Genomic DNA, 16,989 nt, shown 5'->3' on the forward strand with positions numbered 1-16,989 from the left:
TTTTGCTAGGAAACCAAGGCGGCCGGGGATCACTCACTGGCCGCCTTGGCGTTCAAGTTACACCTGGATCAGACTCCGATTTAATCAATCAGGAGCGGTGCACGTGCACTTGTTTCCAGCTGCCGCTGAGCTTTTGCCAGATTCGGGTTTCACAGCAGCGGGCGGTGATCGGATCACCATTGACGAGTTTCTGCGTCAGGCGGGTGTAGCTCACCACGACAGATTCATCGCTCAGCCAGCGCAGATGCGGGCGCGCCATCGTCACGTTCACGGCTGTGGGGGCCTGCGTGGAATCGCCGGGCAGTTCGAAGTAGTAGCGATGGAACGGTAGGCCTTCCACCAAGTGTCCTTCGCTTTCGGCTTCAAAGCAGCTGACGTCGTCGGCGCAGACGGCCGAGTAGGCCTGCCAATCACCTGATGCCACGCTATTGAGCATGGCTTGATTGAGTCTGAGGATCTCTTGATCGCGCTCGCTAAAAGCCATCGGCAGGATTCAGTCTGCTGTAATCGCTAATCCTCGCAAAGCGTCCGGCATCACGCGCGGGGTTGCCTTCTCGATCGCTGAAGAGTGTCTTCATTCCCGCTGCATCCGCTGCCTCGAGTTCTTGCAGTGCATCGCTGATGAACAGGACGTTTGACGGGGCGGTCCCCATGGATTGGGCAATCGTCAGATAGCTCTCCTTCGCTTGTTTGATTCCCGTTTTGGTGTCAAACCAGTGCTGGAACAGAGGCCTGAGGTCTCCTGCCTGGCAATGGCCATAGAGGAGTTGTTGTGCAGGAACGGAGCCAGAGGAATACACCGCCAGGGTGAATCCATCCTCATTCCACCGTTCCAGTGCCTCAGGAACATCAGGGAATAGCGGTGCAACCAGTGCGCCTGACGCATAGCCCGAAAGCCAGATCCTTCCCTGGAGATCCTTGAGTTCGGTCAGCTTGATGTCCCTTGCAATCAGTTGCTTGAGGTATTGCGCAACCGCCTTGATTCCGATCGGAGAGTCTTGTCCTTGTTCTTCGAGAAGGGCGATGGCCTCGGGGTGGACATCCTCTTTCCATGCCATCTCTACGCCCTGAAGCAGGCTTTTGATCTCAGCTTCGTCCTGGTGTTCTTCGAGATAACGCTGGAGCGAGGAACTGGCATAGGGAAACAGGACCTCGGCGACAAAGCTCACGGGACAGGTCGTCCCTTCGATATCGAGAAGGATGTGGGTAGTGGTCATGGTTTATTTGGCCAGGATCGCCTCAAGCAGAAGTTGCCTCCAGCGCTGCTCCAGTAGAAACTCCAGGATCTCCAGGTGACGCATCGCACTGCCCAGGCTGCGTCCCCAGGCATAGAGCCCATGGCCGGCAATCAGTAGTCCCTGGGGTGCGTTGCTCAGCAGCGGTCTGGCCTGCGCTGACAATTCAGCGAGGTTCTGATTGTTAGCCAGGACAGGGATCTCCACGGAGCAGTCGTGGGTGTTGATGCCATCCAGCCCCTTGAGCATCTCCAGGCCGCTCAGCTCGAGCTTGCCCTGCTTGCTCTTCAGGGCCCATTGGGAGAGGAGCGTTCCGGCCTGCGAATGGGTGTGCAGCACTGCGCCGGCTCCGCAGGTTTTCACGATCTCCAGGTGCAGGGCCGTCTCGGCGCTGGCTTTGCCATGGCCCAGGACCACATGCCCTTCCCGATTCACCTGAATCAGATCGATCGGAGCAACCGCCCCCTTGTGCACTCCGCTTGGAGCCATCAGCAGGCGAATGGGGTCCCCATCCAGCAGACAGCTGAAATTGCCGCCCGTCCCGTCGCACCAGCCCCGCCGATGGATCTCCGCCATTGCTCCGCACAGGGCCTTGGCGAGAGCTGTGGTGTTGGCATCGGGCATCGTCGCGTCCCGCTCAGGGGGTTCTTCCACCCTGGCAGGAGGGGCACCAGTGGCTGCTGCGGCCCCCCAACTTGTCACGACGGATCGGTGTGCCGCAGACCCGACAGGGCTCGCCGGTGCGGCGGTAGACCCAGGCGGCATTGCCGTAGTTCCCATTGGTTCCGCTCAGGTCACGGAAATCACTGAAGGTGGTGCCGCCTGCCCCAATGCTGGTGGTCAGCACCTCCACCAAGGCGCTGTGCAGCCGCTCCAACTGCTTGAGCTTGAGCGATCCGGCACGCTCCTCCGGCGCGATGCCGCTCATGAACAGCGACTCATCCGCGTAGATATTCCCCACCCCGGCCACCAGGGCCTGATCGAGCAGGGCCGTTTTGATGGCCCGCGATGACCCTTTGAGTTTCTGCCGCATGTACTGGGGCGTGAAGGCCGCGCTGAAGGGTTCTGGGCCAAGGCGTTTCAGCCCCGTCATCACCGATTCCAGCGGTTTGCCGGGCGGGACCCACCACATCTCACCGAAGCTGCGCAGATCCACAAAGCGCAGCTCTTGGCCCTCGGGATTCCAGAACCTCACACGTGTGTGGCTGCAGGGTTCCTTGGCGGTCTCCATCCAGAGGAACTGACCGGTCATCCGCAGATGCACCCCCCAGTGACCGGCGTCCTCTTCAGATCGCTTCAGGCTGGCCATCAGATATTTGCCGCGTCTCATCCATTGATCGACGCTGCATCCCTGCAGGGCGGAGCAGAACTGCGCGGGGACCGGTGGAGCGGCAATGGCCCGGGCCCGCAGCACCTCGACCCGCTCAATCGTGAAGCCACGGGTCTGGCGTTCGAGTCCGCGGCGCACCGTTTCCACTTCGGGGAGCTCTGGCACCCGTGATCCCTGACCGTTGGTGGCCACAGATTGCCACGCAGACCAGACAGCAAAAATCCCCGACCTGAACCCAGGCCGGGGATCACTGCGAGATCTTGAGCGCCTGGATCAGGCCTTCTCGAGTTCGCTCTCGGCGAAGTTGTTGGTGTTGATGCCGCCTTCGGAGCCGCTGACGCCGTTGTAGTTCACCTTCTCGAAGCGCACCACGACGGGGTAACGGATGCCGGAGGTGTCGATGGAGGCAACGGTGCCCACATCGTTGAACCAGTAGGACTCAGGACGCTTGATGCGCACCTTGTCACCGCGGGAGATGGCCATCGCTGCGCTGTAAAGGGGTGGCTGTCATTGGGAATTTACCCGTAGCGGGAGTCCCCAAAGCCAGCCCGTCACGAAACGTGGCACCATCGACCTCCACTGAGCGTTTCCCCATGGCCGAGGCCCCCTCCTTCAGCCTCGACTTGCCTGATCCCGAAAGCGACAGCATCAGCTCGATGGAGTTCCTGGCCCGCATTGAGGAGGCCTGGGCCATTTGTGATCGCTTTGACCTGCAGACCGAAATCTGGCGGGGCCGGATCCTGCGCAGCGTCCGGGACCGGGAGCGCCGTGGCGGCGATACCCGCGGGGGCGGCTTCCTGCAGTGGTTGCGGGAACAGGAAATCAGCAAAACCCGTGCCTACGCCCTGATTCAGCTGGCTGAATCCGCCGACCACATGCTCGGGGAGGGGGTCCTGGAGGAGACCAGCGTCAACAACTTCTCCAAGCGGGCCTTCATGGAGACGGCCCAGTCCGATCCAGAGGTGCAGTTGATGATCGGTGAGGCCGCCAATGACGGCCAGCAGATCACCCGTAAACAGGTGCGTCAACTCACTGACGAGTTCACGGCAGCCACCAGCCCGCTCCTGCCGGAGGAGATTCGGGAACGTACGGCGAACAATCTGCTTCCTCCCAAGGCCGTTGCCCCTCTGGTGAAGGAGCTGGCCAAACTGCCCGACGACCAGCAGGAGGATCTCCGCAAGGTTCTGCGTGAAGAGCCCGAGCTCGAGCGGGTCAAGGACGTCACCAGCACCGCCCGTTGGCTGAGCAAAGCCTCAGAAGCCGGCCTGGCTGTTCGGGCCTTCCAGCAGGGGGAGCTGGATCTCGATAAGGCGATGCAGGAGGCCCTGCGTCTCGATGCCCTGGGACTGCTCTCCGATGCCGTTGGGCAAGCCCAGGCCCTGGAATCGGCTGTCCTCAAGCTCCACACCAGCTGGCGCCGCCTTAACGGTCTTCAGGAGCGCCTCTGGGTCGAGAGCGGCAGCAGCACTCCCCACCTGCGGGAGCTGCTGACCGCCCTGCAAACCCTCAGCGGCAACACCATGCGCGTCTCCCTCGGGGAACTTGCCGGCGGTAAGCGCGTGCGCTTGCAGTTGGTAGAAGAATCCCCGGATCAGCTTGAGGCTCCGGCGATCGCGGTGCTGGCACAGGCCGGCTGAGATCCGCCTGATGAGCGATTCCCTCGACTCCGCCCTCCAGGAGCACTTCGGCTGGTCTGCCTTTCGCCCTGGCCAGCGCCCGGTGATTGAGGCGATGCTCTCCGGCCAGGACTGCCTGGCGGTGCTCCCCACCGGTGCGGGGAAATCCCTCTGCTATCAACTTCCAGCCTTGGTCCGGGAGGGTCTTGTGCTGGTCATCTCGCCCCTGGTGGCGTTGATGGAGGACCAGGTGCAACACCTGCAGCGAAGGGGTATTCCAGCGGCCTGCCTGCACCGCGGTCTGGATCCCATGCGCCGGCGAGACCTGCTGCAGCGGGTGCGCAGCAATCGCCTGCGCTTGCTTTATCTGGCGCCCGAACGGCTCCAGGTGGAGGCCACCCGGCGCTTGCTGGAGGAGATTCACGAGGAGGGGAAACTCGTCGGGCTGGCCATTGATGAGGCCCACTGCATCAGTGCCTGGGGCCATGACTTCCGCCCGGACTACCGCCGCCTGGGTCAGTTGCGCCGGCTCTGCCCTGGGGTGCCGGTGGTGGCCCTCAGTGCCACCGCAGCCCCCCGGGTCCGCGCCGATCTGATTCGCCTGCTGGAGCTCCGGCGTCCCCTGATTCAGGTGCGCTCAGCCCGGCGCGACAACCTGTCTTATGTGATGCGCCGTCGTCCGGCGGACCCCCTGCCGGAGGTCCTCAAGGCGCTGGAGGAGGCGCGCGGAGCGGTCCTGATCTATGCCCGAACCCGGCGCTCTGTGGAGAGCTGGGCCAAGCGCCTTAGCGACAGCGGAGTCGAGGCGATCGCCTATCACGCCGGGATGGATCCAGAGAGTCGTGCCCTGGCCTTGACCCATTTCCAGGAGCACGAGATGCCCGTCCTGGTGGCCACCGTGGCCTTTGGCATGGGTGTCGATCGGCCGGATGTCGGCTTGGTGCTGCACCTGGATCTTCCGGCCAGCACCGAGGGGTACCTCCAGGAGTCCGGTCGCGCCGGCCGTGATGGCCTGCCCGCACGCTGCATCGTGCTCTTTGACCCCGAGGACCGCTCCAGCCTGGCCTGGGCCATTCGCTCCTCGGCCGAGGAATCCGGGGATCCGCAGGACCGCACCCGCGCAGAGCTCTCTCAGCAGAAGCTCCGGCGGATGGAGGCGGTTGCCGAGGGGGCGGGCTGCCGTGAGCAGGCCCTGCTGCTCTCGGTGGGGGAGCTGGTTCCCCCCTGCGGTCGCTGCGATCGATGCAGTCAGGCCCCGCGGGTGCGGGATTGGTCTGAGATGGCCTCCCAGGTCCTGGAGCAACTGGACCAACGCAGCGGTGTGGACCTGCGCAGCCTCGGCGAGGACCTGGCAAAGGCCGAAGGGGATGAGGTCGATCAGTGGCGCTGGTTAGCGCGGCGCCTGGTGCAGGAGGACCTGATCAGCGAAAGCGATGACGGTAGTCAGCGCCTCTGGCTCAGGCCTGCGGGCCGCCGCTTCCTGCGCCAGCCCTGGACCCTGAAGCTGGCGGCCTGATCAGCCGGGCTTGGCCTTGCAGAGATCGGTGATCAGCCGCTGCTCAAAGTCGCTCTGGGGGGCATCCCAGGTCTTCCAGGCTCCCGACTGACCGGTGGCATTCAGGCGCTTGGCGTTGCAGTTGATGGCCAGGTAGAGGGGCTGCCCTTCGCTGTTGAGGCTTGGGGCCACGTAGCTGCCGCCCATGGCCTGCCAATTGGCCCAATCCACCTGCAGGGGGCCATAGCTGCGCCAGTCCGGCGTGCTGCCCGCGGCGGTTGTGCTCGATGCCTGGGTTTTGTTGACCTCGGCCTTGGCAACCGCTGGTTTGGCGGCTTCAGCCTTGACGGGCTCAGCCTTCTTCTCGGGTTGTGTCACCACGGTTGTTGCTGCAACGGTGGTGGCCACCGAGGGCTTGACCTTCACCGGTTCAGCTTTGGCGACTTCGGTCTTGGCGGGTTCAGGCTTGGCCGCAACGGGCTCAGCCTTCTTCACTGGTTTGGCGGCCACCACTGCTGCGGGCTTTGGTTTCGGCTTGGCGGCAACAGGAGCAGCGGGCTTGGGCTTGGGTTTGGGCTTGCTGGCGGCGCGCAGGGTCAGGGTGCTGCCGGCCATGACCTGGTTGGGGTTGCTGATGCCGTTGATGGCGATCAGGCGCTGCATCGAGACGCCGTAGCGATCGGCGATGGAGGAGAGGCTCTCGCCGGGTTGCACCCGGTGGGTCTTGGCGTTTTTGTTCACGGCCACCTGCGGGCGAGCGCTGGCGCCAGGCACCTGGATACGGCTGCCAGCCCAGAGGTCGTTGGCATCCCGCAGGCCATTGAGCTGGACCAGGCGGTTGACGCTGGTGCCGTAGCGATCGGCAATTTCAGAGAGGGTCTCGCCCGCTTTGACCGTGTAGTTGCCCGATCCCCCACCGCTGTAGACGTTGCCCGGTACCTTGATGCGGCTGCCGGCCCAGAGGTCGTTGGCATTGCGCAGGCCGTTCATCTCCATCAGCCGATTGACCGTGGTCCCGTAGCGATCGGCGATTTCGGAGAGGGTCTCACCGCGCTTGACCACCACCTCGCCGGCCAACCCCGGAAGGGGAAGCAGAAGGGCCAGGGCTAAAGCGGCGGCAGAGCGGCGGCGCATTGGGTTTAACAACGGTCGACTGGGCGCACCATACGGGGCCTGGAGGCGGGCGCCAGTCCCCCTCCCATAAGGCATGGAAATGGCTTCAGCCCAGGAGCCGTCGCATCAGGGGGAGTCGTCCGGCGTAGGGGGGATAACGGAAGGGCAGATCCAGGGCAAAGGGACGGCGCAGAACGCTGCGCTGGTGGGAAAAGGTGTCGAAGCCAGCCTTGCCGTGATAGGCCCCCATGCCGCTGGCACCGACGCCGCCGAAGGGGAGTTCGGGAACCCCGACCTGCATTACCACATCGTTGAAGCAGACACCACCGGAGCTGGTGTTGTTGAGCACCGTCTCTTGGTTCGCCTGGGAGCTGCTGAATAGATAGAGAGCGAGGGGTTTGGGGCGTTGGTTGATCCACTCGATCGCTTGCTCCAATCCATCCACCTCGAGCATTGGCAGCAGGGGACCGAAGAGCTCCTCCTGCATCAACGGGTCCTCGCGATCGTTCACCTGGATCACGGTCGGTGCGATCCGCCGGCGTTCCGGGTCGCAGGTCCCGCCCAGCAGGATCTGGCCGCGCTCTCGGGCCTGCTCCAGCAGTGCACTGAGCCGCTCGTATTGCGTCTCGTTGACGATCGAGGCCAGGTCGCTGGAGTCCAGAGGCTCCTCGCCAAAGCAAGCCGTGAGGCGCTCGCCCAGGGATTGAATGAGTGACGTCCGGGCGCTGCGCTCCACCAGCAGGTAGTCCGGCGCGATGCAGGTTTGCCCGGCGTTCAGGCACTTGCCCCAGACCAACCGGCGGCTGGTGACCTCGAGGTCTGCATCCCTGAGGACCACCGCCGGACTCTTGCCCCCAAGCTCCAGGGTGACGGGGGTGAGGTGCTGGGCTGCAGCGGCCATGACCAGCTTCCCGATGCGCTCACCGCCGGTGAAAAAGATGTGATCAAACCGCTCAGCGAGCAGGGCCTGGGCGGTGCTCCCATCCCCTTGGACCACCTGGACGATCTCGGGTGGGAAGGCCTCCCCGATCAGGCTGCTGATCAACTGAGCCGTTGCCGGTGCGTGCTCCGAGGGTTTGAGGATGGCGGTGTTCCCGGCCGCCAGGGCACTTACCAGGGGCTGAATCGCCAGGTGGAACGGGTAATTCCAGGGGCCAATGATCAGGACGCAGCCCAGGGGTTCAGCGATGACTTCCGCGCGACCTGGCCGCTGGCTCAGGGGAACGCTGACCTTCTTGGGGGCGATCCAGCGGCGTAGCTGCCGGCGGCAGAGGCTGATCTCCTGGCGAACGGCGACGACCTCGAAGTAGGCCTCGACATCAGGCTTCCCCAGGTCCTTGGCCAGGGCCTCCAGGACGGCGTCGCTGTGGGCGCTCAGGGCGGCATCGAGTCGATCCAGTTGCTCGAGGCGCCACTGCAGCGGGCGAGTGGTTCCACCCACAACCAGCTGACGCATCGCAGCGATGGGGGTCGTCAGCTGGAGCACAGATAGACGGGCAGGGCTTGGGACACCCTATGGACAGCGGCGGAAATCCCGTGGTTAGGGCTTGGGTGACTTCGCCATGAAGCCCTTGCTGGGGAGTTCGGAGTCCGCCTCGGGGCTCACGGAGGGAGGGGTGGCCGAGAGCTTGGATTCAATCCAGCGGGAGAGGACATAGATGCCGATGAACATCGGCACATAGATCACGCCCGCGCTGCGTTGATCCAATTCCAGTTGGCTGACCGCCGCAACGCCCGCGCTGCTCAGCCCGAAATAGATCAAGACCCGGCGCAGTGCGATCGACTTCAGCATCCCAAGAGCTCCCCGGTCTTGTTCAGCATTTCATGGGCTCTGGAGATCCAGCACCTGCTGAATGGCAGGGGTTTGGATGAGGTCCTGGCGAAGCAGTGCGTAGATCCTTTGCTCCGCCACCGGCCGGCTGATCAGGGCACTTGTGGCTGGGAGAAGAGGGGGCTCACTAAGCAGAACAAGATCCAGGAGTCGCCCCTCCAGCAGTGCGGCCAAGCGCTCGGGCTGCCGGCTGCCCGCCAGGGGAAGCGCTGGGGGAAGACTCAGGCCGAGGTCACCCAGCAGCAATGGCTCATCGAGGCTGTGGAGCCAGCGCAGTTGGCTCGGCATCAGAGCCAGACGCATCTGCTGTGAGGCCAACCGCAGGCTCGCCAGCAAGGGCTGATTGGCTTGGGCTTGATAGAGGCCGTTGCTCCGTTTTTGGAAGTCCAGATTCAGGACTTGGCTGACATGGCGGTAGATCCGAGAGACCGAGCTCTGGTCGCGCTGGATTCGCTGGGCCACGGCGGTCGTGCTGCTGGTGATCTCCAGCAGATCCAGCACCGGGATCCCTTCCAGCAGTAGGTCCGCCAAGGCCTTGACCCCGAGGTATGCACACCGTGCATGACCCCTATAGGTCTGATCAATCCCCAGAACTGGGTAGGGCAGGGAAGCGCAGCCGCAGCAAGGCGCCTCCTTGGGGGCTGGTGGCAATGTCCAGCTGGCCGCTGTGGTTCTCCATGGTGGTTTGCACCACAAACAGCCCCAGGCCACTGCCGCTGGCTTTGCTGGTTTGCAGGGGGAGTTGATCGAGCAGGCTTTGCGGCAGGCCCGGTCCGTTGTCGGCGACGTCCAGGCACCACTGATCCCCCTGGGCCTCGATGCTGATGCCGATCCAGGGCTTGGCGGTCTGGGCGTCGATCAGGGCTTCGGCGGCGTTGCGCAGCAGGTTGACGATCGCGATTTGGATCTGCACCGCATCGCCTTCAATCCAGGCGGGGGCGTCCTCGCGTTCCAGGGCCATGCTGTCGATGGCCACGCGGGCCGTGCTGCCCCCCGAGCGGGCGTAGAGCAGAGCGCTCTGGCTGATCTCCCGCAGGTTCAGGCGCTGATGCTCTGTTTGGACGTTCCTCAGCAGGGCACGCATCTTCTCGATCGTGAGCACGACGCGATCGGCTTCGTGGCGAATGCCCTCCACCTGTTGCTTCCAGCCGCTGGGGAGCGCGCTGAGGTCGACGTTCTCCGTTTGCTTGATCAGCAGCTGACTGTTGAGCAGCAAGACGCTGAGCGGTTGATTGATTTCGTGGGCCACGGCAGCAGCCTGCAGGCTGCTGCGCAACTTGTCTTTCAGCAGTGCCAGGGTTTGGGCATCGCGGTAGCGCTCTTTCTCTCGCGCTTCCGCCAGGCTGGCTTCCCGTTCCCTCAGCTCGCTGGTGAGGCGGTTGTAGCCATCCACCAGTTGCCGTAGGGCTCCATCCAGAGAGACCAGTTCTTCTCCGGACTGCTCGGTCACGCCGCTGTGGAACTGCAAACTCTCCGGCTGCAGTTGTGATGTGGCTTGACTGAGCTTCTGGCTGAGTTGCTCGGAGGTGCTCTCGAGCTGGCGTAAGGGATAGAGCAGGCTGCGGATCTGTCTGTTGGTCAGGGCTGCCGCTCCGGCCAAGGCTCCGGCTGAGGCCAGCAAGGCGATTAGGGCGTCCCGGTCAGCAGCGGCCGTGCCGGGCTCCACCGTGAGGCTGGTCAGCAGGATCCAATTCAGTCCTTCATCGGTGCCCCAGGGCGTGGCCACCAGGGAATAGGGATGGCCATCGATTTGGGCACGCTCGGGTTTGCCGTTGGCTCCCCCCTTGAGCCGTTGATGGAGGGCTTGCGCCATCGGGTCGCTCAGCGCGGCCAATCGGGAGCGCTCCACTTGGCCCTTACTGCGGCTGAGGGTTTGGCTGGGTCTTGAGCTCGCCACCAGGGTGCCGTCGGGCTCCACGATCAAGGCCAAACCATCGCGGCCCTTCCAGACCTGCTCGAGCCAGGTGCTCAGTTGGGAGAGAACAATGTCAACCCCCACCACCCCAAGCAGGTTGCGGTTGGCTCCAAAGAGGGGCGCGTTGTAGGAGATCGAGAAAATCTCGGGCTGGTCTTCCCAGGCGTAAATCGAACTCCAGAGGGGTTTGCCTGCTTTGGCCGTGTCGGTGTACCAGGCTTCCTCGTGGGTTTCGGTCATGCCTGGAATGCGCTCCAGCAGCTCACCGCGTTGTCCCTGCTTCATCGCATAGACAGCCATCGAGCCCCGGCCGCTGCGACTGGTGTCTTCGTTGAGCAGCAGCTCTCCGTCATCGCTGCGCTCCATGCCGATAAAACGGCCGTCGGCTCCGCCGTAGTTGATGTAATCCACGGGGAAGGCACGCATCTGGTTCCAGAAGCGCTCGGCCATCGCCGCATACTCCGAAACACGTCCTGGGTTTTGCTCCAGCCAGGCGAGGTTGAGGGTGTTGATCCAGCGGGGGTAGCTGAGCTTCCGGGAGAGACGCGTCGAGAGTTCCACCACCGACGCGTTTTGGCGGTAGGTCTCGCTGATCTCCAGGCCGCTGCGTCGGCCGATGGCGAAACTCAGCACGCTGAGGCTGCCTCCGACGAGCACGAGCTGAAGCGCGCTCAGCAGGGCCAGCCGATTGGCCAGTTTCCTGGGGGTGCTCAGCAAGTGACGTGGAGCCATCTAGGTGTCTTGGGCAATGGTGAGGGGGGCGAGCCGCGAGGCTTGGTGCACCAGTTCGGCGCCAGAGAGTCCCAATTTCTGGCCGATGGCTTTGCGGTGGGTTTCCACCGTGGCGATCGATAGGGCGGTCTCTTTCGAGATCTCCTTATTGCTGAGACCTCGGCCAATCAGGGCATAGATCTCCTGCTGGCGCGGTGTCAGCGTTGTGATGGGTTGCGGCACCAGTTGCCCGAGAACCTGATGCAGTTGCTGGAAGGCGGCTGTCTTGTCCACAACGCCGCAGATTTGGCTCAGGAGCTCAGGCGGACAGACAAAGCTGGAGGCCTGGCCGGAGAGCACCACAACCTTGGACTCTGGCGACCGCCGATGCAGGGCCCGGGCAACGTCCAATCCCTCGCCATCCGGCAGGGCCAGATCGAGCACCAGCAGGTCGGGTGCATCCAGCTCGCAGAGCTCCTGGGCTTCTTGGCAGCTGGTCGCTGAGCCGATCACTTCAATGCCGGCCATGGCTTCCAGTAGCGAGCACAGCAGCTGAAGAAACATCAGCTGGTCTTCCACGATCAAGCAACGCAGTGATTGTGGGGGTGTTCCGCTCAAGAAGGCCGAGGATTCGTGGTTGAAAATTACCAACCAGCACGTTCAAGCCGTTCGCCAATCTTGTGGTTCTTCATCAAGGTATCGGCTGAAATGTGTATCACTGGCGTCCCTGATCTGGTCCGCGTGCGGGTCATTGCAATAAAAAACCGGCTTGAGAGCCGGTGGGGTGACAAGTCTGGTGCCGCTTGACTTGTCGGTGATTTTTGGAAGCCCTTGACGAGACTTGAACTCGTGACCTCTCCCTTACCAAGGGAGTGCTCTACCGCTGAGCTACAAGGGCATGTGGAAGGTGGGCCGGGTTGGATTTGAACCAACGTAGGCAGAGCCAGCGGATTTACAGTCCGCCCCCATTAACCACTCGGGCACCGACCCGAACCACACCCCAAGAACTTACCAGCCGGTGGGCCCCACTAGGCACTCTCCCTACGATCGCCGCAGTGGACCTTGACCCTGGCCGGCACCGATGCATCTGCTGTTGCTGAACGGCCCCAACCTCAATCTGTTGGGACAGCGTGAGCCGGGGCTCTACGGCGCCGACACCCTCGATGCCATCGAGCAGCGGCTGGGCGCAGAAGCGGAGTCGCTTGGCGTCCAGCTCAGTTGCTTTCAGAGCAACCACGAGGGAGCCCTCGTCGATCGGATCCATCAGGCCCGCAGCCAGGTGGACGGCATTTTGATCAACGCCGGAGCGCTCACCCATACCTCGATAGCCCTGCGGGATGCCCTGCTGGGGGTGGCCATTCCCTATGTGGAGCTGCACCTGAGCAACGTGCATGCCCGCGAGGCCTTTCGGCATCAGTCCTATCTGGCCGACAAGGCGCTAGGGGTCATCAGCGGCTTTGGGCCGGCCAGCTATTCCCTGGCGCTCCAGGGCTTGGTGGCCAAGTTGCGGACGCAGCCATGACCGTGCTCTTGGAGACCCAGGCGGCGCGGGTGAAGTGGCTGGCGGCCCCCAGCTCCCAGGCCTGGCTTGAGCAGGCCGTGGCCCGCGCTGATCTGGTGCTGATTGACCACGCCCATTGCGAACGCAAGGCGGCGGGGGTCGCCCTGCAGTTGATGTTCCGCTATCCCTCCGATGAGTCCTTGGGCGCGCAGCTCAGCGCCCTGGCCCGCGAAGAACTGGAGCACTTTGAGCAGGTTCTGGCCCTGCTGCAGCGCCGCGGTATTCCCTTGAAGCAGCTGCCGGCTCCGGCCTATGGCTCCAGCCTGATGGCCCAGGTCCGCAAGGCGGAACCCCAGCGGATGCTGGACACCTTTTTAGTGGCGGGCTTAATCGAGGCCCGCAGCCATGAGCGCATGGCCCTCTTGGCGGTCCAGAGCCCGGATGCCGAGTTGCAAGCCCTCTATGGCGAGCTCCTGGCCAGTGAAGCCCGCCACTTCGGGCTCTATTGGGTGCTGTGTGAGCAGCGCTTTGGCCGGGAGGTCACAGTGGAGCGCGTGCGGGAGCTCGCTCAGTTCGAGGCCCAGGCCCTCAGCGGCAGCTTGGAGCGTCCGGAGTTGGTTCGGATGCACTCGGTGGGCATCCAGGCTTAGTTCAGACGGGGGAAGCGATCGGCGATCGGGTCGCCGCTGAACTGCGCCACCCAGCCCTCGGGGTTTTCAAAGAAGCGAATGGCGCAGAAGCAGGGCTCTGCCCCCATGTCAAACCAGTGCTTGGTGCCGGCGGGCACGCTGATCCAGTCATCGGCTTCGCAGAGCACCTGCAGCACCTCCTCGCCGATGTGCAGGCAGAAGAGCCCTCGCCCTTCAACAAAAAAACGCACCTCGTCTTCGGCGTGGGTGTGTTCGGCGAGGAACTTCTGGCGCAGGGCGGCGCGCTCGGGATGGTCCGGGGTCATCCGAATCGCATCGACTGTCGGGTAGCTGCCCCGGGCTTGGACCGCTTGGATCTCCCGGGCATAGGCCTTGAGAACGTCCTCGGGACCCGCACCCGCCGGGAGCGCCTCACGGGCCGGCCAGCGCTCGAAGCCGATGCCCCGCTCAGCCAGTTCAGCGGTAATGACCGCCGGATCGTTCGTCGTCAGCTTGGCTTTTTGCTCGGCCTCGCCGAAGACCTGCAGGTCGCTCATCGCCCAGCCCGCTGAATCCCATCACCCTAGAAAGGGGCCGGTTGAGCCCCCTTCGATGTCCTCCAGCGCGATCCTGCGCGTCTTGGCAGACGCTGCCACGGCGGCCAAGCCTGGGGTCACCCTGGTGGGTGTGGGTCCGGGCGATCCCCAGTTGCTGACCGTGGCGGCGATCCAGGCCATCGCCTCGGCGGCCGTGGTGGCCTATCCCGTGGCAAGACCCGACGCCGAGGGCATGGCGGCCCAGATCGCGGCGCCCTGGATCTCGGCTGCGCAACGGCGGCTGCCCTTGCTGTTCCCGATGGTGGCGGAGGCGGTGCCGCGCCAACAGGCCTGGCGAGAGGCCGCCGATGCCCTGGCTCTGGCCGTGGAGCAGGGCCAGGCGGTGGTGTTGCTGTGTGAGGGGGATGCCTCGCTCTATGCCAGCTGCTCCTATGCCCTGCTGGCCTTGGCCGATCGCCATCCAGGGGTGCCTGTGGCTGTGATTCCTGGGATTACGGCGGCCGCGGCGGCTGCGGCGGCCGCTTCGGCCCAAGGCTTCCCCTGGCCCCTGGCCCTGCAGCAGGAGGGTCTGATGATTCGCCCCACGCCCGAGGATCCAGAGTCCCTGGAGGCTCTCTTGGATTGGGCGCGCCATCAAGAGGTGGTGTTGGCCCTGCTCAAATTGGGCCGCCGCTGGCGCTGGGTGCAACCGCTCCTGGAGCGTCGTGGTCTGCTCGGCAGCAGCCTGTTCGCCCAGCGGGTGGGCTGGCCCGATCAGCTCTTGGCCCCGGCCGATTCGATCCCGGCGGACGAGCAGCCCTACTTTTCACTGTTGCTGATCCGTCAGGGTTGGCCCAAGGTTCTGCCCTAGAGGAGCTGTTGCCATGAGCGCCATTGACTGGTTTGCCCTGCTCCATCCGGTGCTGGTGATCCTGTTCGTCTATCCCCTGATGGGGGCGACGGTTCGTCTGGGCCTGCTGGTGCGCGAGAAGCGCCTGGGCATCACCAAGCAGCCCGAACCGGTGCCGCAGGAGCACGCCGACCATGGCCTCTGGCTGACGGTTGGGGTGGTCGTGGCGGTGCTGATTGCCATCGTCTATTCGTTCAGCAAGGCCTATCTGGAGGCCGGTGCGGACTTCAGCGGCGGTGCTAGCCGCTACGGGCTCCTGCTGCTGGTGTCGGCCGGGACCCTGGTGGCCCTGGCGGCTCTGCTGCGGGTGCACCGGGCGATCTGGCGGGCGAGTTTTGCGCTGCTCTGCTGGGCCGGAGTCCTGGGCCTGGGCAGTCAGGCTGAGATCTGGCGTCTCTCCGACAATCCATTCGGCGCGGGGTTCTGGAGCTCCCACTACTGGGCTGGCGTTCTGCTGAGCGGTCTGATGCTGTTCACGCTCTCGGCGCGGCCGGAGATCAAGCGCAACCCTCGGCTGCGGCAGCTGCACATCAGCGCCAATGTGCTGATCCTCCTGTTGTTTGCCGTGCAGGGGGTCAGCGGCACCCGGGACCTGCTGCAGATCGGCGCTTACTAGCTGGCGAGGGCCGCGGCGGTTTGATCCAGCAGTGCGATGGCTTCGGCGGGCGTTGGCGCCCGCATCAGGGCGTGCCGCAGTTGCGGGGCGCCCGTGAACCCATTGCAGGTCCAGCCCATGTGTTTGCGGGCGATCAGGAGTCCGTGGTCGCCCTTGGCGGCCACCAGGGCCTGGAGTTGTTCCTTGGCGAGCAGCACCCGCTCAAGCGCTGAGGGGGACTCTGGGATCGGCCGGCCGCTGAGGGCCGCATCGATTTGGCCGACGAGCCAGGGGGCCCCCATGCTTCCCCGCCCCACCATCACCCCATCGGCGCCGGTTTGCTCCAGGCAGCGCAGGGCATCGGCGGCGGAGTTGATGTCGCCGTTGGCAATCACAGGGATGGCCAGGGCGCGTTTGAACGCGGCAATGGCCTGCCAATCGGCGCTTCCTTTGAATCCCTGTTCCCGGGTGCGGCCATGGAGGGTGAGCAGCTGGGCCCCAGCGCTCTCCAGTTGACGGCACCAGGCCACCGGGTCGAGGTCACTGCCGCACCAGCCCAGCCGGGTCTTCACGGTGATTGGGATCGAGACGGCCGCAGAGACCGTCTCCACGATGCGGCTGGCCAGATCGGGTTCGCGGATCAGGCCACTGCCGCCCCCTTTTTTGGCGATCTTTTTGACCGGGCAGCCCATGTTGATGTCGATCAGGAAGGCCCCGGCGGCCTCCGCCCTGCGGGCCGCATCGGCCATCGACTGGGGCCGGTGATCAAAGAGCTGAACGCCGATGGGCCCCTGCTCGAGGGCTAGCTCCTCGACCTTTTGCAGGCCATGGCCCAGCTCCAGGCTGGTGGCGTTGACCATCTCGGTGAACAGCAGGGCATCGGGCGCCCAGCGCCGCACCAGCCCGCGGAAGATGCGATCGCTCACACCCGCCAAGGGCGACTGCAGGGCGCGGCAGCGCAGCAGGCGCGGTGTGCCCTGGCCGGACAGCTGAATCGCTTCGGTGGTGAGGGCGGGCGTGATCATGGTGATCCGATTCTCGGACTCCAGGTCGATGCCCATTCCTTACCCCCTCAGCAGGGAGCTGCTGGAAGCGGTGCTGGAGGACCGCACCAACGATCGTTTTGTGTGTGAGTTGATCTGGCCGCGCTTGGGATACGAGCAGAACGGCGAGGGGGTTTGGAGCGCCGGCCCGGCGACGGAGGCCAGTTGGCGGGAGTCCTTTCCAATCGAGCCCCAGTTCATTGCCCAGCGTCCAGCCAGCGTGGCTCTGACCCGGTCGGTTCCCAAGCCCTACAAGCAGCTGCTCAAGGAGCAGCTGGGCTTTGGCGGCTACCGGATTGGCGGCCTCTATCCACGCCGCACCCGCCGGGCCACCGCGGTGAACTGGCTGCTGGCCCACCTGGCGGAGCGGGGCGAACCCTTGCCCGCTAACGGTCCGATGCCTCCGTTGTTGGAGCAACCCGCTGATCCGGTCCAGGGCCATCCAGGCGACCTGCCGATTGGCTGATCCCCGGGCTCGCGGGGGCCTGATGGGCAGGGAGGGCAAGGACCCACAGGCCCACGATCAACA

Annotated in this window: 20 protein-coding genes and 2 tRNA genes; 7 read left to right on the forward strand and 15 right to left on the reverse strand. The window is 64.4% G+C overall.

Going from position 1 to position 16,989, the window contains the following annotated elements:
- Positions 1-88: 88 nt before the first annotated feature.
- From CB0205_RS0105035 to CB0205_RS0105055, 5 genes are all read right to left on the reverse strand, one after another.
- Positions 89-484 (reverse strand): nuclear transport factor 2 family protein, encoded by a 396-nt coding sequence (locus tag CB0205_RS0105035; protein ID WP_010315081.1) that lies wholly within the window; start codon positions 482-484, stop codon positions 89-91.
- Entirely contained in the window at positions 474-1,217 is a 744-nt protein-coding gene (gene mtnC, locus CB0205_RS0105040) for an acireductone synthase (protein ID WP_010315083.1), read from the reverse strand. The genes CB0205_RS0105035 and mtnC overlap by 11 nt, the downstream gene beginning before the upstream one ends.
- 3 nt (positions 1,218-1,220) lie before the next feature.
- Positions 1,221-1,859, reverse strand: a complete 639-nt coding sequence (mtnB, locus tag CB0205_RS0105045; RefSeq protein ID WP_010315085.1) for a methylthioribulose 1-phosphate dehydratase — start codon at positions 1,857-1,859, stop codon at positions 1,221-1,223.
- 13 nt (positions 1,860-1,872) lie between these two features.
- On the reverse strand, positions 1,873-2,730 hold the full coding sequence (locus CB0205_RS0105050) for a DNA-formamidopyrimidine glycosylase (RefSeq protein ID WP_029626123.1): 858 nt from the start codon (positions 2,728-2,730) through the stop codon (positions 1,873-1,875).
- A 108-nt stretch (positions 2,731-2,838) separates the two neighbouring features.
- Entirely contained in the window at positions 2,839-3,048 is a 210-nt protein-coding gene (locus CB0205_RS0105055; RefSeq protein ID WP_010315087.1) for a photosystem I reaction center subunit IV, read from the reverse strand.
- A gap of 110 nt (positions 3,049-3,158) precedes the next feature.
- Here CB0205_RS0105055 and CB0205_RS0105060 point away from each other — a divergent pair, with 110 nt between their 5' ends.
- Together CB0205_RS0105060 and CB0205_RS0105065 are read left to right on the forward strand one after the other, a co-directional pair.
- Positions 3,159-4,202 carry a hypothetical protein gene (locus CB0205_RS0105060; protein WP_010315089.1) on the forward strand — a complete coding sequence of 348 codons (1,044 nt, stop codon included), beginning with the start codon at positions 3,159-3,161 and terminating at the stop codon, positions 4,200-4,202.
- A gap of 10 nt (positions 4,203-4,212) precedes the next feature.
- Entirely contained in the window at positions 4,213-5,697 is a 1,485-nt protein-coding gene (locus CB0205_RS0105065) for an ATP-dependent DNA helicase RecQ (protein WP_010315091.1), read from the forward strand.
- On the opposite strand, the gene CB0205_RS0105070 is transcribed toward CB0205_RS0105065, so the two are convergent.
- The 8 genes from CB0205_RS0105070 to CB0205_RS0105105 all read right to left on the reverse strand — a co-directional run bounded on the left by CB0205_RS0105070 (position 5,698) and on the right by CB0205_RS0105105 (position 12,236).
- Positions 5,698-6,810: a LysM peptidoglycan-binding domain-containing protein gene (locus tag CB0205_RS0105070; protein ID WP_010315093.1), complete on the reverse strand. Its 1,113-nt coding sequence runs from the start codon at positions 6,808-6,810 to the stop codon at positions 5,698-5,700. It lies immediately after the preceding gene.
- Between the two features lie 85 nt (positions 6,811-6,895).
- On the reverse strand, positions 6,896-8,245 hold the full coding sequence (locus CB0205_RS0105075; protein ID WP_043705497.1) for an aldehyde dehydrogenase family protein: 1,350 nt from the start codon (positions 8,243-8,245) through the stop codon (positions 6,896-6,898).
- Positions 8,246-8,329: 84 nt separating this feature from the next.
- The gene (locus CB0205_RS14275; protein WP_010315097.1) at positions 8,330-8,581 is read right to left on the reverse strand and encodes a hypothetical protein; all 252 of its coding nucleotides are present in this window, start codon (positions 8,579-8,581) and stop codon (positions 8,330-8,332) included.
- Positions 8,582-8,611: 30 nt separating this feature from the next.
- A complete protein-coding gene (locus CB0205_RS0105085) occupies positions 8,612-9,151 on the reverse strand; it encodes a hypothetical protein (protein WP_010315099.1) in 540 nt (179 codons plus the stop codon).
- Positions 9,152-9,200: 49 nt separating this feature from the next.
- The gene (locus CB0205_RS0105090; RefSeq protein WP_010315101.1) at positions 9,201-11,267 is read right to left on the reverse strand and encodes a sensor histidine kinase; all 2,067 of its coding nucleotides are present in this window, start codon (positions 11,265-11,267) and stop codon (positions 9,201-9,203) included.
- The gene (locus tag CB0205_RS0105095) at positions 11,268-11,825 is read right to left on the reverse strand and encodes a response regulator transcription factor (RefSeq protein ID WP_232197245.1); all 558 of its coding nucleotides are present in this window, start codon (positions 11,823-11,825) and stop codon (positions 11,268-11,270) included. It lies immediately after the preceding gene.
- A gap of 247 nt (positions 11,826-12,072) precedes the next feature.
- Positions 12,073-12,144, reverse strand: a tRNA-Thr gene (locus tag CB0205_RS0105100).
- A gap of 10 nt (positions 12,145-12,154) precedes the next feature.
- A tRNA-Tyr gene (locus tag CB0205_RS0105105) sits at positions 12,155-12,236 on the reverse strand.
- Between the two features lie 91 nt (positions 12,237-12,327).
- Here CB0205_RS0105105 and aroQ point away from each other — a divergent pair.
- Both aroQ and CB0205_RS0105115 read left to right on the forward strand, forming a co-directional pair.
- Positions 12,328-12,768, forward strand: a complete 441-nt coding sequence (aroQ, locus tag CB0205_RS0105110) for a type II 3-dehydroquinate dehydratase (RefSeq protein ID WP_010315105.1) — start codon at positions 12,328-12,330, stop codon at positions 12,766-12,768.
- Positions 12,765-13,397, forward strand: a complete 633-nt coding sequence (locus CB0205_RS0105115; protein WP_010315107.1) for a tRNA-(ms[2]io[6]A)-hydroxylase — start codon at positions 12,765-12,767, stop codon at positions 13,395-13,397. The genes aroQ and CB0205_RS0105115 overlap by 4 nt, the downstream gene beginning before the upstream one ends.
- Here the strand turns inward: CB0205_RS0105115 and CB0205_RS0105120 are convergent.
- Positions 13,394-13,933, reverse strand: coding sequence for an acireductone dioxygenase (locus CB0205_RS0105120; protein ID WP_010315110.1), 540 nt, complete (start codon positions 13,931-13,933; stop codon positions 13,394-13,396). The genes CB0205_RS0105115 and CB0205_RS0105120 overlap by 4 nt on opposite strands.
- Before the next feature lie 55 nt (positions 13,934-13,988).
- Between CB0205_RS0105120 and CB0205_RS0105130 the strand changes: the two genes are divergently transcribed.
- Entirely contained in the window at positions 13,989-14,783 is a 795-nt protein-coding gene (locus tag CB0205_RS0105130) for an SAM-dependent methyltransferase (RefSeq protein ID WP_010315113.1), read from the forward strand.
- A 13-nt stretch (positions 14,784-14,796) separates the two neighbouring features.
- Positions 14,797-15,438, forward strand: coding sequence for a DUF4079 domain-containing protein (locus tag CB0205_RS0105135; RefSeq protein WP_010315114.1), 642 nt, complete (start codon positions 14,797-14,799; stop codon positions 15,436-15,438).
- Here CB0205_RS0105135 and dusB read toward each other — a convergent pair.
- The gene (gene dusB, locus CB0205_RS0105140) at positions 15,435-16,442 is read right to left on the reverse strand and encodes a tRNA dihydrouridine synthase DusB (protein WP_029626124.1); all 1,008 of its coding nucleotides are present in this window, start codon (positions 16,440-16,442) and stop codon (positions 15,435-15,437) included. The two genes, CB0205_RS0105135 and dusB, sit on opposite strands and share 4 nt — an antisense overlap.
- A 28-nt stretch (positions 16,443-16,470) precedes the next feature.
- Between dusB and CB0205_RS0105145 the strand changes: the two genes are divergently transcribed.
- Entirely contained in the window at positions 16,471-16,926 is a 456-nt protein-coding gene (locus tag CB0205_RS0105145; protein ID WP_029626125.1) for a DUF1823 family protein, read from the forward strand.
- Positions 16,927-16,989: the final 63 nt, after the last annotated feature.

It is taken from the genome of Synechococcus sp. CB0205 (assembly GCF_000179255.1).
Taxonomy (GTDB): domain Bacteria; phylum Cyanobacteriota; class Cyanobacteriia; order PCC-6307; family Cyanobiaceae; genus Vulcanococcus.

Excerpts from the sequence above, each read along its gene's own strand:
- CB0205_RS0105075 (WP_043705497.1), bottom strand. The coding sequence starts at position 8,245 with ATGCGTCAGCTGGTTGTGGGTGGAACCACTCGCCCGCTGCAGTGGCGC.
- CB0205_RS0105065 (WP_010315091.1), top strand. The coding sequence starts at position 4,213 with ATGAGCGATTCCCTCGACTCCGCCCTCCAGGAGCACTTCGGCTGGTCT.
- CB0205_RS0105035 (WP_010315081.1), bottom strand. The coding sequence starts at position 484 with ATGGCTTTTAGCGAGCGCGATCAAGAGATCCTCAGACTCAATCAAGCC.
- CB0205_RS0105120 (WP_010315110.1), bottom strand. The coding sequence starts at position 13,933 with ATGAGCGACCTGCAGGTCTTCGGCGAGGCCGAGCAAAAAGCCAAGCTG.
- CB0205_RS0105135 (WP_010315114.1), top strand. The coding sequence starts at position 14,797 with ATGAGCGCCATTGACTGGTTTGCCCTGCTCCATCCGGTGCTGGTGATC.
- mtnB (WP_010315085.1), bottom strand. The coding sequence starts at position 1,859 with ATGCCCGATGCCAACACCACAGCTCTCGCCAAGGCCCTGTGCGGAGCA.
- CB0205_RS0105130 (WP_010315113.1), top strand. The coding sequence starts at position 13,989 with ATGTCCTCCAGCGCGATCCTGCGCGTCTTGGCAGACGCTGCCACGGCG.
- CB0205_RS0105055 (WP_010315087.1), bottom strand. The coding sequence starts at position 3,048 with ATGGCCATCTCCCGCGGTGACAAGGTGCGCATCAAGCGTCCTGAGTCC.
- CB0205_RS14275 (WP_010315097.1), bottom strand. The coding sequence starts at position 8,581 with ATGCTGAAGTCGATCGCACTGCGCCGGGTCTTGATCTATTTCGGGCTG.
- CB0205_RS0105115 (WP_010315107.1), top strand. The coding sequence starts at position 12,765 with ATGACCGTGCTCTTGGAGACCCAGGCGGCGCGGGTGAAGTGGCTGGCG.
- dusB (WP_029626124.1), bottom strand. The coding sequence starts at position 16,442 with ATGATCACGCCCGCCCTCACCACCGAAGCGATTCAGCTGTCCGGCCAG.
- CB0205_RS0105070 (WP_010315093.1), bottom strand. The coding sequence starts at position 6,810 with ATGCGCCGCCGCTCTGCCGCCGCTTTAGCCCTGGCCCTTCTGCTTCCC.
- aroQ (WP_010315105.1), top strand. The coding sequence starts at position 12,328 with ATGCATCTGCTGTTGCTGAACGGCCCCAACCTCAATCTGTTGGGACAG.
- CB0205_RS0105060 (WP_010315089.1), top strand. The coding sequence starts at position 3,159 with ATGGCCGAGGCCCCCTCCTTCAGCCTCGACTTGCCTGATCCCGAAAGC.
- mtnC (WP_010315083.1), bottom strand. The coding sequence starts at position 1,217 with ATGACCACTACCCACATCCTTCTCGATATCGAAGGGACGACCTGTCCC.
- CB0205_RS0105145 (WP_029626125.1), top strand. The coding sequence starts at position 16,471 with ATGCCCATTCCTTACCCCCTCAGCAGGGAGCTGCTGGAAGCGGTGCTG.
- CB0205_RS0105090 (WP_010315101.1), bottom strand. The coding sequence starts at position 11,267 with ATGGCTCCACGTCACTTGCTGAGCACCCCCAGGAAACTGGCCAATCGG.